This window comes from Rhizobium sp. CFBP 8752 (genome assembly GCF_014842035.1).
In the GTDB taxonomy this organism is placed as follows: Bacteria; Pseudomonadota; Alphaproteobacteria; order Rhizobiales; family Rhizobiaceae; genus Neorhizobium; species Neorhizobium soli.
This window is the reverse complement of record NZ_JACYUZ010000001.1, coordinates 1,894,673-1,909,607: the sequence shown is the minus strand read 5'-3', so window position 1 is coordinate 1,909,607 and position 14,935 is coordinate 1,894,673. Positions and strand designations below refer to the sequence as shown.

The following is a 14,935-nucleotide window of genomic DNA, read 5'->3' as shown; positions in this document are numbered from 1 at the left end:
ATGCCAGTCTATCGTTCAAGAACCACGACCCACGGCCGCAACATGGCTGGCGCGCGCGGCCTTTGGCGCGCCACCGGCATGAAGGACGGTGATTTCGGCAAGCCGATCATCGCGGTGGTCAATTCCTTCACGCAGTTCGTGCCGGGCCATGTCCACCTCAAGGATCTAGGCCAGCTGGTTGCCCGCGAAATCGAGGCAGCAGGCGGCGTCGCCAAGGAGTTCAACACGATCGCCGTCGATGACGGCATCGCCATGGGCCACGACGGCATGCTGTACTCGCTGCCATCGCGCGAGATCATCGCCGACTCGGTCGAGTACATGGTCAACGCCCACTGTGCCGACGCCATGGTCTGCATCTCCAACTGCGACAAGATCACGCCCGGCATGCTGAATGCCGCCATGCGCCTGAACATCCCGGCCGTCTTCGTCTCCGGTGGCCCGATGGAGGCCGGCAAGGTGGTCCTGCACGGCAAGACCGTTGCGCTCGACCTCGTCGATGCCATGGTGGCAGCCGCTGACGACAAGATGTCGGACGAAGACGTCACCGCCATCGAAAAGGCCGCCTGTCCGACCTGCGGCTCGTGCTCCGGCATGTTCACCGCAAACTCGATGAATTGCCTGACCGAGGCGCTCGGCCTGTCGCTGCCTGGTAATGGCTCGACGCTCGCCACCCATTCGGACCGCCGTCGCCTGTTCGTCGAAGCCGGTCACCTGATCGTCGATATCGCACGCCGCTACTACGAGCAGGATGACGAACGGGTCCTGCCGCGCAATATCGCCACCAAGGAGGCGTTCGAAAACGCCATGTCGCTCGATATCGCGATGGGCGGCTCGACCAATACGGTTCTCCATATCCTGGCGGCTGCCTATGAAGGCGGCGTCGATTTTGGCATGGAGGACATCGATAAGCTGTCGCGCAAGGTGCCGTGCCTGTCCAAGGTCGCGCCTGCCAAGAGCGATGTCCACATGGAAGACGTTCACCGCGCCGGCGGCATCATGCGTATCCTGGGCGAGTTGGAGCGCGGCGGTCTGATCAACCGGGACTGCTACACCGTGCACGAAGCAACGCTCGGCGATGCGATCGACCGGTGGGACATCACCCGCACCAATTCCGAGAGCGTCCGCAACTTCTTCAAGGCAGCACCCGGCGGCGTTCCTACTCAGGTCGCGTTCAGCCAGTCTTCGCGCTGGGACGAGCTCGATACGGATAGCGACACGGGCATCATCCGCTCGGTTGAAAATCCCTTCTCCAAGGATGGCGGCCTGGCGGTTCTCTACGGCAACATCGCGGCCGACGGCTGCATCGTGAAGACCGCGGGCGTCGATGAGTCGATCCTGAAGTTCAGCGGTCCCGCTGTCGTCTTCGAAAGCCAGGATGCGTCCGTCAAGGCGATCCTCAGCAACGAGGTCAAGGCCGGCGATGTCGTCGTTATCCGCTATGAAGGTCCAAAGGGCGGCCCGGGCATGCAGGAAATGCTCTATCCGACAAGCTATCTGAAGTCGAAGGGCCTCGGCAAGGCCTGCGCGCTGATCACCGACGGCCGCTTCTCCGGCGGTACATCCGGCCTGTCGATCGGTCACGCTTCCCCGGAAGCAGCCCAGGGCGGCGCGATCGGACTGGTCCGTCAGGGTGACATGATCGAGATCGATATTCCGAACCGGACCATCCATCTGGCGGTGTCGGATGCTGAACTCTCGGCGCGTCGCCACGAGCAGGATGCACTCGGCTGGAAGCCGTCAGCGCCCCGCAAGCGCAACGTCACGACGGCCCTCAAAGCCTATGCGGCATTTGCGTCGAGTGCGGACAAGGGCGCGGTCCGGATTCTGCCTGAGTAAGTCTCGGGTCGAACCAACCCCGCAGACAGAGATCTCAAAACTTCAAAGGCCTCGGTGCACAACACCGAGGCCTTTGTCTTTGATCGTTTCCAGTGAACGTCGATTAAGGACTAAAGCGGCTCTTTGCTCAGTCCGCTAAACGCTTCCTGCAACTGCTTCATCCGCTCCGCATAGGCCGTCGTCAGGCATTGGACGTCTGCCTCGCAAGCCCGACGCTTCTTCAACCAGTCGCTTTGTTCCTGGCGCAGCTGGTCGCGATTGCCCATGGCGAGCAGGCTGGTCAGGATGTCGAATGTCGTGACCATCTTCACATCGGCATCGTTCAGCGTGCGCGTGTCGCAGATCACCTTCTCGTCGGCGACCAGATCGGTCTTCTCGCAATCGAAGCTCGCCGCCGCCGCCGGGTGAGGGGCAAGCGAAAGGCCGGCGCTCAGGACAAGTGCAGCCACGCCGGTGGCCGCGAATATGGTTTTCATTCTGGAACGCTCCTGTGTGCAGTCTCCGGAGCCGATCCTTGGAAGGCATCGTAAACTCCCGTGGACAAAGATGATGCACATGCGCCAGATGGCAAGGATGATGGAGGCTAGGATCGTGCTGAAAAGCCGATGCTTTTTCCGGATCAGCTGGAAGCAGCAACACCCGCCCGCGGGCTTTGTCGGGTACCGTCTTTCCCTGCCTGTGCCAGATACCCATATAGGCGGTCGCAAGGACGCTGCATCGGGTTCCGGGCACCTTTCTTTTGCCGCTTGCGGCGCTACAACGTCATCCAGCAATTTGTAAGAGGAATCACATGTCCAGTACGCTCAAGCGACCGTTCGAACGGCTTCTCAGGCAGCTCTCGCTCAGCGTCGTCCTGCTCGCGGTATTGGCGCCCGCCGGCGCCTATGCGCAGGACCAGAAGACGGTGCCGCAAAGCCGGCAGGAAATGCAGCTCTCGTTCTCGCCGCTGGTCAAGCAAACCTCCGGTGCCGTCGTCAACGTCTATGCCGAGCGCGTCGTTCAGCGCCCGAACCTGTTTTCCGGCGACCCCTTCTTCGAGCAGTTCTTCGGCCAGCGCATGCCGAACCGTTCGGAAAAGCAGTCTTCGCTCGGTTCCGGTGTCATTCTCTCCGGCGACGGTCTTGTCGTTACCAACAATCACGTCATCGAAGGCGCTGATGATATCAAGATCGCCTTGGCCGACGGCCGGGAGTTTCCCTGCGAACTCGTCCTGAAGGACGAGAGCGTCGATCTGGCCGTGTTGCGGATTAAGACAAAGGAAAATTTCCCGGTCCTGCCGCTGGCCGATTCGGACCGCACAGAGGTCGGTGATCTGGTGCTCGCGATCGGCAATCCGTTTGGTGTCGGCCAGACAGTCACCAGCGGCATCGTGTCGGCGCTTGCCCGCAACCAGGTGTCGTCGGGAGATTTCGGCTTCTTCATCCAGACCGACGCGTCGATCAATCCCGGTAACTCCGGCGGCGCGCTGATGAACATGAATGGCGAACTGATCGGCATCAACACCGCGATCTTCTCGCGCGGTGGCGGATCGAACGGGATCGGCTTCGCCATTCCGGCAAATCTTGTCAAGGTCTTCCTGGCGGCTGCCTCCGAAGGCAAGTCGGTCTTCGACCGTCCCTATGTCGGCGCGACTTTCGATGCCGTGACCTCTGACGTCGCCGAAGCGCTCGGCTTGAAGGCCGCCCGCGGCGCGCTGGTCTCGCGTGTCGTCGAAGGCGGTCCGGCCGACAAGGCAGGATTGAAGCCCGGCGAGGTTGTCACGGCCGTCAATGGCATTCCAGTCGAACATCCCGATGCGCTCGGCTACCGACTGACGACGGCGGGCCTCGGCAAGGGAGCGAAATTGAGCGTCCAGACGCCCGACGGCATGCGCGACCTCCAGCTTGCGCTCAATTCCGCGCCGGAAAGCACGCCGCGCGACGAGCGGGTGCTGGAAGGCCGTAATCCCTTCGCGGGCCTTCGGATTGCCAACCTGTCACCGAAACTCGCCACGGAACTGCGCATGCCCACGGACAAGAGCGGGGTCGTCGTCACCGACGTCTCGCGCGGCTCGCCTGCCGGTCGTCTCGGCTTCCAACCACAGGACATCGTCGTCTCGCTGAACGGCGAGGCGGTCGCTTCGACGACTGTAATGGAGAAGATGCTCCGCACCGATCCGGGGTTCTGGCGGGTCGAGATCGAACGCAAGGGACAGCGTATCCGGCAGTTCTTCCGATGAACGGTGAGGGCTGATGAGCGACGACCTGTTTGCACCGAAAGTCCCAGAAGAGGTCGCCGGCCGGCGGCCGCTTGCCGACCGGTTGCGGCCGAAGACGCTTTCGGAGGTGACAGGTCAGGCTCATCTGACGGGTGACGATGGTGTGCTTCGTCGCATGATCGATTCTGGCTCGCTTGGATCGATGATCTTCTGGGGGCCGCCCGGTACCGGCAAGACGACCGTCGCCCGGTTGCTGTCAGGCGAGGCGGGGCTCGCTTTTGAGCAGATTTCAGCGATCTTTTCCGGCGTCGCGGATCTGAAGAAAGTGTTCGAATCGGCCCGCCTTAGACGCATGCAGGGCCGGCAGACGCTTCTCTTCGTCGACGAGATCCATCGCTTCAACCGCGCCCAGCAGGACAGTTTCCTGCCCGTCATGGAAGACGGTACAGTGATCCTCGTCGGTGCGACCACCGAGAACCCCAGTTTCGAACTCAACGCCGCTCTCTTGTCGCGTGCCCGGGTTCTGACTTTCCGCAGTCACGACGAGGACAGTCTCAGCGAACTCTTGGAACGCGCAGAACAGGTGGAGGCAAAGCCGCTGCCGCTCGACGACGGCGCGCGTGCAAGCCTGATCCGGATGGCGGACGGAGACGGCCGTGCGGTTCTGACGCTCGCCGAGGAAATCTGGCGTGCGGCAAGGACGGGTGAGGTGTTCGACACCGTCGGTCTCACCGAGATCGTCCAGCGCCGCGCCCCTGTCTACGACAAGGCACAGGACGGCCACTACAATCTCATCTCCGCGCTCCACAAGTCGGTGCGGGGCTCGGATCCCGATGCCGCACTTTATTACCTCGCGAGGATGTTCGATGCCGGCGAGGACCCGCTCTATCTCGGCCGACGTCTGGTCCGGATGGCCGTGGAGGATATCGGCCTTGCCGACCCGCAGGCGCTTGTCGTGTGCAATGCCGCCAAGGATGCCTACGACTATCTCGGATCGCCTGAAGGGGAGCTGGCGCTCGCCCAGGCCTGCGTCTATCTGGCGACAGCCCCGAAATCGAATGCGGTCTACATGGCCTTCAAGGCGGCCACCCGGGCTGCCAAGGAAAACGGCTCGCTTCTGCCACCCAAGCATATCCTCAATGCCCCGACCAAGCTGATGAAGGCAGAGGGCTATAATGACGGGTATCGTTACGACCACGACGAGCCCGACGCATTTTCAGGCCAGAACTACTTCCCGGAAAAAATGGGCCGCCAGACCTATTACGATCCCCCGGAGCGTGGCTTCGAGCGTGACATCAGGAAGCGTCTCGACTGGTGGTCAAAACTGCGCAAGGAGCGCGGCGGCAGCTAAGCCTCAGGAAGCCCTGGCGATGCCTGGTTTCTGCGCCTGACCCGGTGCCGCGACGAGCCTTACCGAGGACTCGGCGAGAGCGTGATGCCCTTCCATATCCACCACCAGATGCCAGTGGCCGTTTTCCGGAACGGCGATCCGCAGCGGCGATTTCTTCGCAACGCCGCCGACGAACTTGAAATCGAGTTGTTCCGTAAACCGCTGGTAGTTCGCAGCAGTCATCAGGCGGACGTTGTTCACCCCATTGAGCGTGACTTCAATGATCGTGCCGGCGCGCTGCGGTTTGAGATCATAATGCGTGTAGCGAAAATTCGGACCTGCCATGCTTGCCTCATTCATGCCAGTATATGGGTACAACAATCCTACAGACACCCGGTTAAAGATCTATGGAACCTACTGCGTTCCTGGGTGTTATTTAAGCATGATGCCGACGCGCTGAGCCACCAGCCCGCTGGCAAGACAGATAAAGCAAGGCGATGTTTCCCCCCGCGTCGCCCAAAAACGACAAAATATTTGACCTCCAATCTACCTGGTCCCGCTGCTCCCCGCAGCGGGACTTTTCTTTTTCTGGTTTCGTAAAAAGCTTTCTCTACAGAGACTTGAAGCGATTTCCGGACTCAGGTCGAGAGCGATTTGATTCAGTTTGTGAGGTGCTGGCGGTCCAGTTGAGCGGTCAGCGCAAAGATGGTTTCGCACACAGGCGTTGGCACGCCGGCCAGTTTTCCGAGCGACACGACCATGCCCGTCAACGGCACGATCTCCAGCGCCTTGCCCGCAAGTAGATCCTGAAGCATCGAGGTTTTTACTGGCCCGAAACCTTGCGCTCTCGCAAACATTTCATCGGCCGTCTGGGTGAACCTCGCACCAAAGGCGGTGCCGACGGCCTGAACCTCGTTGATGATTTTCCGAACGATTTCGGCGATATCCGGGTTTGACATCATGTCGATCATCAAGGCGCGGGTGAGGGCGCTGATGGGATTGAAGGCGGCGTTGCCACGAAGCTTCGCCCAGATCTCGTCTCTGATCCGCGGCGTTGCCTTGGCATCGAGATCGCAGCGCTGGAAAAGGTCCACGATCGACGACAGGTCGCCGGACATCTCGCCGCTGGGTTCTCCGAGAAAGAAGTGGCCTTTGCCGTTCAGGCGTGTCTTGCCGGGTTCGATGATTTCTGCACCTTGATACGCGACGCAACCGATCACGCGTTCCGGACCGATGGCGTTCCAGATGCAACTGTCTGCGTCGAGCTCGGGGATCTGCCGGCCTCCAAAGCCGCTTTCCATGTCCCCATGGAAATACCACCAAGGAATTCCGTTCAGGATCATCACGACGCGCGTGCTTTCGCCAAGCAGTGCCGCCAGACCATCTGTTGCGGCTGCGAGCTGATGGCCCTTCAAACCGGTAATTATAAGATCCTGTGGAGGCAGACTGAACGGATCATCCGTCGCGGCAACGAGTACGCGGACCGGATCGATGCCCGTGTCTTCATAAACGACGTTTAACCCGTTCTCTCGGATTGCCTTAAGCTGTGCGCCTCGCGCCACAACCGACAGCTCCGTGTCGGCTCCTGATCCCGCCGCTATCTTTGCGGCAAATGCACTTCCGAGCGCGCCCGCGCCATATACGCAAATTCTTCTGAACGTCATCTGTCCTCGCTGCATTCCGACGTAAGTCGGAAGCAGTGTAGGGGAGCGGTAGAAGCGAGGCGACCGATAATTTCGGCCTGTCCTAGTGCGAGGGGTTGTTCGGCAGCAGTTCGTTCATTCGCAGTTCGTCGATTGCTGTGACAGCCTCTTCCGCGGTCCAGCCGGCCTTCAGGGCCGCTGCAATCATCCTTACTTCCGCCTCTTCCTCAAGCGCAAGAAACAGCGGCTCGAGCGCTTCCTGGACGGTCAGGACATTCTCCTCCGGCGACGGGACGGACTGCCGTGCGGTATTCGTCAGCATGTGCGGTTCTCCTCTGTGATGGTCGAATCTATCCAATTTAACGACCCCCGAAAAGGTTCCCAAAAAACGTCGATTTTGCGGGCTTTCTGGCATCCCAATATCGTGATCTGAAGATATCGCACAAAGGTCGTTCCGGACGGACGCAGTTAACGATGCGTTTATGAATTCGTGAAAATAAATCGCAATACGGTGCGGGATTGTCCTCGCTATCTGGGCTGGGTTGCCTGGATCGTCCCGCGGCTTTCAGCCGGTTGTATCGCCTGCGCATCCGCCACTTGCAGGCTTTGTATGGAGTAAACGCAATGACCCAGAAGACACTTGCCCTGGCGCTCGTCGCCGCCTTTGCCGCCAGCCCCGTTATGGCTGCGGATCTCACCAGCGCCTATGAGGCGCCCGCCTACAGCGAACCTGCGAGCGAACCGGCCGGTTGGTCAGGTGCTTATGTCGGTGGACACGGCGGTGTAACGTCGCCGAGGATCAACCCGTTTGCCAGCGGCAAGGGCCTCAACCTCGGCGTTCACGGCGGCTACAACCACGACCTGGGCGGCGCTATCGTTGGTGGCGAACTCGATTACTCCTATCTCGGCGATGCCGATGTGAAGGCCCGCGGCGGCAAGCTGTCCGAGCGTCATCGCATGGCCGCCAAGGTCAAGGCTGGTGTTCCGCTCGACCAGACGCTGCTTTACGGCACGACCGGTCTTGCCATGACGAAGTATCGCGATGGCGACAATGTTACCGGCCCGGACGGCTGGAAGCCTGGCCTCCTGCTGGGTGCCGGCATCGAGCAGAAGCTGACCGGCAACATCTCGGCCCGCGTCGAGTACAACTATGTCATGACCGACAACGTCAAGAGCTCCTACCAGGGCGTCGAAACCCGTAAGGACGTTCACGACCACTCGGTTACCGCTGGCGTGAACTACAGGTTCTGATTAATCCGGTCACACCCGGAACGGAAAAGGCTCGCTCACGCGGGCCTTTTTTCGTTGGGGATCTGGGCTTAGCCGCCTCAACGGTTTGTCTATCGATGTCTGTCGGGAAACGCTGCGAGCCACAGCTTCTGCCCCATCGCTCATTACATAAACTCAAAAGGCCCGCAATCGCGGGCCTTTTTCATGATCGCTATGAAAACGATGGGTCTGAACCGGTGGCCGATCAGCCGTCCGACCAGAACCGGCTGTGATCGAACTCTTCGGCAATACCGAGCGGCAGAGGCTCGGCACTGTCCGGCTTGGCAGTCAGATCCGTCAGCGTGCGGCCGACGACGAGCGGCGCGGTCATTCCGGTCGATGCGCCGGGGGGCGAAATCGCCCAGGAGATCAAAACGTCTTCGCCATCAAACTCGTCTTCCGGATCGATCTGCGGCCCGGTGATCGGCAGCGATGCCAGCGAGTGTCTTGGTTCTGGAAGTCCTTTCGCCGGCGCAGCAAGGGCGAGGGCGGGTACGAAGCCCTGTGCAGGGCGCGGCAGCATCGGCATGCTGTTTCCGAGCGCGGACGCCGATGCGACCGTCGGTGCCGGACCAAGCGAGGCGGTTTCGATGACGGCGGCAGGAGCCGATGACGCGGTTGCAGCCGCCGGACGCAGGCCCGGCGCCGGAATTGCGAGAGATGCCAGATCGGCAAAGGCTGGTACCGGCGCCACGGCAACCGTCGCACGCGCCGATGGCCGTGGCGTCGTCTGCTCTTCGAGTGCTGCAAGCGCGCGGCTGCGTGGTGTTGGCAGCATCGCGGTGATCAGGCCGCTGCCGACCCGTTTTCCGGCACCTGCATCATCGTCGGCCTCGATATCTATGGTCGCACGCGCAATAGCGATCGACTTGCCGCTGCCACGGCGATTGAGATCGGCCATCGCGACGCTATAGCCCTGGAGCGGTCTTCCGTCGGCGGGAACATGAATGGTTCTGCCGTTCGGGAAGATACGCGCCAGCTCCTGCCGCGACAGTCGTGGCCAGGCCCGGACATTGCCGACATCCACATGCAGGAAGGGCGAGCCGGATGTCGGGTAATAACCGACGCCGCCGCCCTGGATCTGAACAGCGATGGCCCGCAGCGTCGAAAGCTTGACACCGGGAATGTAGAGATCGATCGCCTTGCCAAGCATATGCTGGCTCTTGCGCGCAACCCCGGTGGAGCGTGAGCGACCGCGCAGCATGTTGTTGGTGGCAGGCGAACGATAAGCCGAAACGACGTGGATGTAATTGTTGGTGCCGGAACGCTCGTAGATCTCCCAGACGAGATCGAGCAGGTTCGGATCCATTCGCGCCGTCTCGTTGCGGCGCCAGTCGCGCAGGAACCGGTTCATCTGGGCAAGACCCTTCTGATCCAGCCTGCCGTCCCGCTTGTAGGTAATCGTCGCCTTTTCGCCCGTATGGGTAAAATAGAGCTTGAGAGACCGATCCTCGGCAAAGGCAAACGACGCCGATCCCAACAAAGCCGCCACCGCAAGCCCGGCTGCGCCCGCAGACCGTGCAGCCTTGCCGGCCGCTTGCGAGGCGAGGTTCACAAGTGCGCGTGCAGCACCGGGTACAGACTTAATCGACAGAGACTGGGACACGACAAACCCGCTTTACGCAAACTGTGACAGCGGGATGCGAAAACCGCAGCCCGGCGAATACGGGACCATTATGGTCAACGAAAAGCTAACGGGAGGTTGATGGCCGCAAGGCGAAGTGCGGTGACACGGCTTTGTGAAGTGGGGTGGGCCACGCTAGGATCAAACCGGATTGCAGGTCATGCCGTTGCTGGCCGTGGGTCGCCAGCGCTCTAAGCTCGGTTCCTCGCTTTTGGCTTACACGGGAAAGACTGTTTCGAGGGAACAGCTACGAACAGCGTTTATTCAGTGTTTGAGGAAAAGGCCGCAAGAAAAATCCCCGCACTGAACATCATCAGTGCGGGGATCAGATTAGACTAATTTGGCTCAGGTGAGGGCTAGCCGCTCACCAATCCCGTCTCAACTCAGCTGCAGCCGCTCGTTGCGCCGCAGGTGTCGCACTTTTCGCATGTTCCGTTGCGGACCATGGTGAAGTTCTGGCACTCGGTGCACATGTTGCCGGTGTAGCCCTGCATGATCGACTTCATGCGGCGATCGGCTTCCTTCTTCTTGGCTTCCGCCTTGGCAGCGGCAGCGTCTGCCTCAGCCTTGTCGGAGAAGAGGGCGGTTGCGACCTGCTGGCCTTCGTCGGCAAGCTGCTCGTCGGCGATGTCATCTGCCACTTCGCGAGGCCGCTCTTCGTAGTCGCGCTTGAAGGACACGACTTCCGATGTGGAGATCGCAAGCGTGGTTTCGAGCTTGCGGGCAGCCGAGCCGGCAAACGATGTGACGTTGCCGCCGCCGCTGCCGACCGAGGCCTTTGCCGCGGAGCCCCCTGCCGAACCCTTCGGCTCGTTGCCAGCCAACCGGTCGGAACCACCCGAGACGAGGGTCGGCTTGTAGCCGCGCGTCCAGCCGGTGGAGAGAAGGTTGGTCTTGCCTTCCTCGATACCCTTGCCAAGTGCCGTCTGCGAGAAGTCCGACGTATCGACATGCGCCAGATCGTGACGGCCGAGATAGGACACGGCCAGTTCGCGGAACACGTAGTCGAGGATCGACGTGGCGTTCTTGATCGCGTCATTGCCCGTCACGATGCCGGCCGGCTCGAACTTGGTAAAGGTGAAGGCCTCCACATATTCCTCGAGCGGCACGCCGTACTGGAGACCGAGCGAGATGGCGATGGCGAAGTTGTTCATCATCGCGCGGAAGGCGGCGCCTTCCTTGTGCATGTCGATGAAGATTTCGCCGATGCGGCCGTCACCGAATTCACCGGTGCGCAGATACACCTTGTGTCCGCCGACATTGGCCTTCTGGGTGTAACCCTGACGGCGGTTCGGCAGCTTTTCCCGTTCCCGGGTGACGCGTTCGACAATCCGCTCGACGATCTTTTCGGTGATCGTCACGGCCTGCGCGGCAGTTGGTGCTGCAATCAGGTCCTCGATCGCGTCCTCTGCATCGTCTTCGTCGATCAGCGAGGCGTTGAGCGGCTGCGACAGCTTCGAACCATCGCGGTAGAGGGCGTTCGCCTTCAGAGCCAGCTTCCAGGACAGCATGTAAGCTGCGCCGCAATCTTCGACGGTCGCCTCGTTCGGCATGTTGATCGTCTTGGAGATCGCGCCGGAGATGAACGGCTGGGCCGCCGCCATCATGCGGATGTGGCTTTCAACCGACAGGTAGCGTTTGCCGATCTTGCCGCACGGGTTGGCGCAATCGAATACCGGCAGATGCTCGTCCTTGAGGAACGGCGCGCCTTCCAGCGTCATCGCACCGCAAACGTGGATGTTGGCAGCTTCGATGTCCTTCTTCGAGAAGCCGATATGCTCGAGCAGGTTGAAGCTCATGTCGGCCAGCTGCTCGTCGGAAACTTTCAGGGTTTCCTTGAGGAAGTCGGTGCCGAGCGTCCACTGGTTGAACACGAACTTGATGTCGAAGGCAGCCTTGGTTGCGCCGTTGATGGCAGCGATCTTCTCGTCGGAGAAGCCCTTTGCCCTCAGTGTGCCGGGGTTGACGCCCGGAGCCTGGTTGATGTTGCCGTGACCAACCGCATAGGCCTCGATTTCCGCAAGCTGGCTTTCGGTATAGCCGAGGCTGCGAAGCGCTTCCGGAACGGCACCGTTGATGATCTTGAAGTACCCACCACCGGCAAGCTTCTTGAACTTGACCAGTGCAAAGTCGGGCTCGATGCCGGTCGTGTCGCAGTCCATGACCAGACCGATCGTGCCTGTCGGCGCAATCACGGTTGTCTGGGCGTTGCGGTAGCCGTGCTTTTCACCCAGCTGCAGCGCCTTGTCCCAGGCAGCCTTTGCATGGATGACGAGATCCTGGTCCGGGTTTTCCGAGTGGATCAGCGCAACCGGATCGACCGACAGCTGCTCGTAGCCGGAGGTTTCGCCGTAAGCCGCGCGGCGGTGGTTGCGGATGACCCGCAGCATGCTTTCGCGGTTCGGTGCGAAATTCGCGAACGGTCCGAGTTCGCCGGCCATCTCGGCAGACGTCGCATAGGCAACGCCGGTCATGATCGCGGTCAGCGAGCCGGCAATGGCGCGGCCTTCCTTCGAGTCATACGGAATGCCCGACGACATCAGGAAGCCACCAATGTTGGCATAGCCGAGGCCGAGCGTGCGGTACTGGTAGGAGAGTTCGGCAATTTCCTTGGACGGGAACTGCGCCATCATGACCGAGACTTCGAGAACGACGGTCCACAGGCGGACCGAATGCTCGTAATCGGCAATGTTGATGTTCTTCGTCGCGGGGTTCTTGAACTGAAGAAGGTTCAGCGAGGCAAGGTTGCAGGCCGTGTCGTCGAGGAACATGTATTCCGAGCACGGATTCGAGCCGCGGATCGGTCCACCGGCCGGCGACGTGTGCCAGTCGTTCATCGTCGTGTTGAAGTGGATGCCCGGATCGGCAGACGCCCATGCGGCATAGGAAATCTGTTCCCACAGGTCCTTGGCCTTCAGCGTCTTCATGACCTTGCCGTCCTTGCGAGCGGTCAGGTTCCAGTCGCCGTCATTCTCGACCGCCTTGAGGAAGTCGTCCTTCAGCGAAACGGAATTGTTGGAGTTCTGGCCGGAGACAGTGAGGTATGCTTCCGAATCCCAGTCGGTGTCGTAGGTCTTGAACTCGAGATCCTTGTAGCCCTGACGGGCGAACTGGATGACGCGCTTGACGTAGTTTTCCGGAACCTGGTCCTTCTTGGCGGCCTTGATCTCGCGCTTCAGGGCAGGGTTCTTCAGCGGGTCGTAGCACTCGTCGCCATCGGCTTCGCAATTGACGCAAGCCTTCATGATTGCCTTCAGATGACGGCTGACGATCTTGGAACCGGTGACGAGGGCGGCAACCTTCTGCTCTTCCTTGACCTTCCAGTTGATGTATTCCTCGATATCCGGATGGTCGATATCGACCACGACCATCTTGGCCGCGCGGCGCGTCGTGCCGCCCGACTTGATGGCGCCGGCTGCACGGTCACCGATCTTGAGGAAGCTCATGAGGCCGCTGGAGCGACCGCCGCCCGAAAGCTTTTCGCCTTCGCCGCGCAGATGGCTGAAGTTGGAGCCGGTGCCGGAGCCGTACTTGAACAGACGGGCTTCACGAACCCACAGGTCCATGATGCCGCCTTCGTTGACGAGGTCATCGCCGACCGACTGGATGAAGCAGGCATGCGGCTGCGGATGCTCGTAAGACGACTTCGACTTGGTCAGCTTGCCGGTGAACGGGTCGATATAAAAATGGCCCTGGCCGGGACCGTCGATGCCATAGGCCCAATGCAGGCCGGTGTTGAACCACTGCGGGCTGTTCGGCGCAACGCGCTGGGTGGCAAGCATATAGGCAAGCTCGTCCATGAACGCGGACGCGTCGTCTTCCGACGTGAAATAGCCGCCCTTCCAGCCCCAGTAGGTCCAGGTACCGGCAAGACGCGAAAATACCTGGCGCGCATCGATTTCCGAACCGTAGCGCTCGCCTTCGGGAAGATCGCGCAGCGCCTTTTCATCGGCAACCGAACGCCAGAGGAACGACGGAACGTCGTTTTCTTCGACTTTCTTCAGGCGCGCAGGCACGCCGGCCTTGCGGAAATACTTCTGCGCCAGAACGTCCGTCGCAACCTGCGAGAACTGCGTGGGCACGTCGATATCCGCAAGCCGGAAGACGATCGAGCCATCCGGATTACGGATCTCGCTGGTTGCCTTGCGGAATTCGATCTCTCCGTAGGCGCCCGTTTCCGGCTTGGTGAAACGACGTTCGATGCGCATTGCCTAATCCCTCGTCAGTGAGGCGCCACTCGATGGGGCGCACGTGTTCATGCCGGCTGCTCGCCATCATGGGCAGCCGGTCAAAATTTTATCACCCAGTGAAACATCATGGATGGCATGTCTGTATCTTGTGATGGATGGTGGCTGCAAACACTAAATATAGTATTAACAGTTTCTTTCCGCCAGCGCCAGCACCGTTTCAGCAGACCATCGAGCGGCCATGGAAATCCGTCACCAGGCGATCCTCAAGAACCGCCACGACCTGCAGGAAACCCATTTTGACTCGAAAAAGAACCGGCCTCGTTACTCCCGGTCCAGTCGCCGCCGCAACCTGATGGCAATGTCGACCTCCAGGGGAGATTCGTCAAGCCGTAGTTGTTAGTGGTTTCGTAACCACAAGATATTGTAGGTTTGGCTGTGGATAACGGGGAAGAAAAAACGTTGAGGAATCTCAGTGATTTACGACGTCAAGTACCGGACTGCGCAAAGTTCACGCAATTGGACGGCGTTCGCGATCAGGACTGCTTCGACAGTGCGACGCCTGTAAAGCAGGGACTTTGCCTATGCTCTGAAGCATCTGTGTGACACCGGCGACAATTTCGGATTATTTTCGAGGTTGGGAAAATGCGGTTCGCTCTGTTGACAGCCGGAAATGTTTCCAAACGGCACGTCTTGCAGGGGTAAGTCCATCGCTCCGATTTCTCATCCCTCGTATTCCGCAAATGTACCGTAAACGGTTTTCGTATATCTAACCGGGATGCAAGTAGGTTTCGCAAAAAGCGAGTTCAAAAGAGGGAGCCCATGATGTTCGGCGACGTCGTTGCGCGG

General features: G+C 60.3%; 10 protein-coding genes. 4 read left to right on the top strand and 6 right to left on the bottom strand.

Going from position 1 to position 14,935, the window contains the following annotated elements; all coding sequences use genetic code 11:
• Nucleotides 1–1,836 (top strand): dihydroxy-acid dehydratase, encoded by a 1,836-nt coding sequence (ilvD, locus tag IFT59_RS09180; RefSeq protein WP_192086677.1) that lies wholly within the window; start codon nt 1–3, stop codon nt 1,834–1,836.
• A 110-nt stretch (nt 1,837–1,946) separates the two neighbouring features.
• Here ilvD and IFT59_RS09175 read toward each other — a convergent pair whose 3' ends face one another.
• The gene (locus tag IFT59_RS09175; protein ID WP_062580282.1) at nt 1,947–2,312 is read right to left on the bottom strand and encodes a lysozyme inhibitor LprI family protein; all 366 of its coding nucleotides are present in this window, start codon (nt 2,310–2,312) and stop codon (nt 1,947–1,949) included.
• 314 nt (nt 2,313–2,626) lie between these two features.
• On the opposite strand from IFT59_RS09175, the gene IFT59_RS09170 reads away from it, so the two are divergent.
• Together IFT59_RS09170 and IFT59_RS09165 are read left to right on the top strand one after the other, a co-directional pair.
• Complete coding sequence (locus tag IFT59_RS09170; RefSeq protein ID WP_192086676.1) at nt 2,627–4,054, top strand: DegQ family serine endoprotease; 1,428 nt, start codon at nt 2,627–2,629, stop codon at nt 4,052–4,054.
• Between the two features lie 13 nt (nt 4,055–4,067).
• The gene (locus IFT59_RS09165) at nt 4,068–5,384 is read left to right on the top strand and encodes a replication-associated recombination protein A (protein ID WP_062457675.1); all 1,317 of its coding nucleotides are present in this window, start codon (nt 4,068–4,070) and stop codon (nt 5,382–5,384) included.
• A gap of 3 nt (nt 5,385–5,387) precedes the next feature.
• Here the strand turns inward: IFT59_RS09165 and IFT59_RS09160 are convergent, their stop codons facing one another.
• The 3 genes from IFT59_RS09160 to IFT59_RS09150 form a co-directional block, all read right to left on the bottom strand.
• Nucleotides 5,388–5,708: a DUF1883 domain-containing protein gene (locus IFT59_RS09160; protein ID WP_062457672.1), complete on the bottom strand. Its 321-nt coding sequence runs from the start codon at nt 5,706–5,708 to the stop codon at nt 5,388–5,390.
• Between the two features lie 314 nt (nt 5,709–6,022).
• Nucleotides 6,023–7,027 (bottom strand): ketopantoate reductase family protein, encoded by a 1,005-nt coding sequence (locus IFT59_RS09155; RefSeq protein WP_192086675.1) that lies wholly within the window; start codon nt 7,025–7,027, stop codon nt 6,023–6,025.
• Nucleotides 7,028–7,109: 82 nt separating this feature from the next.
• Nucleotides 7,110–7,328, bottom strand: coding sequence for a hypothetical protein (locus IFT59_RS09150; RefSeq protein ID WP_062457666.1), 219 nt, complete (start codon nt 7,326–7,328; stop codon nt 7,110–7,112).
• 302 nt (nt 7,329–7,630) lie between these two features.
• Here IFT59_RS09150 and IFT59_RS09145 point away from each other — a divergent pair, with 302 nt between their 5' ends.
• Nucleotides 7,631–8,257, top strand: a complete 627-nt coding sequence (locus IFT59_RS09145) for an outer membrane protein (RefSeq protein ID WP_062457663.1) — start codon at nt 7,631–7,633, stop codon at nt 8,255–8,257.
• A 223-nt stretch (nt 8,258–8,480) separates the two neighbouring features.
• On the opposite strand, the gene IFT59_RS09140 is transcribed toward IFT59_RS09145, so the two are convergent.
• Nucleotides 8,481–9,881 carry a DUF882 domain-containing protein gene (locus IFT59_RS09140; protein WP_342366083.1) on the bottom strand — a complete coding sequence of 467 codons (1,401 nt, stop codon included), beginning with the start codon at nt 9,879–9,881 and terminating at the stop codon, nt 8,481–8,483.
• Nucleotides 9,882–10,282: 401 nt separating this feature from the next.
• Nucleotides 10,283–14,107, bottom strand: coding sequence for a vitamin B12-dependent ribonucleotide reductase (locus IFT59_RS09135; RefSeq protein WP_113110991.1), 3,825 nt, complete (start codon nt 14,105–14,107; stop codon nt 10,283–10,285).
• Between the last annotated feature and the right edge of the window lie 828 nt (nt 14,108–14,935).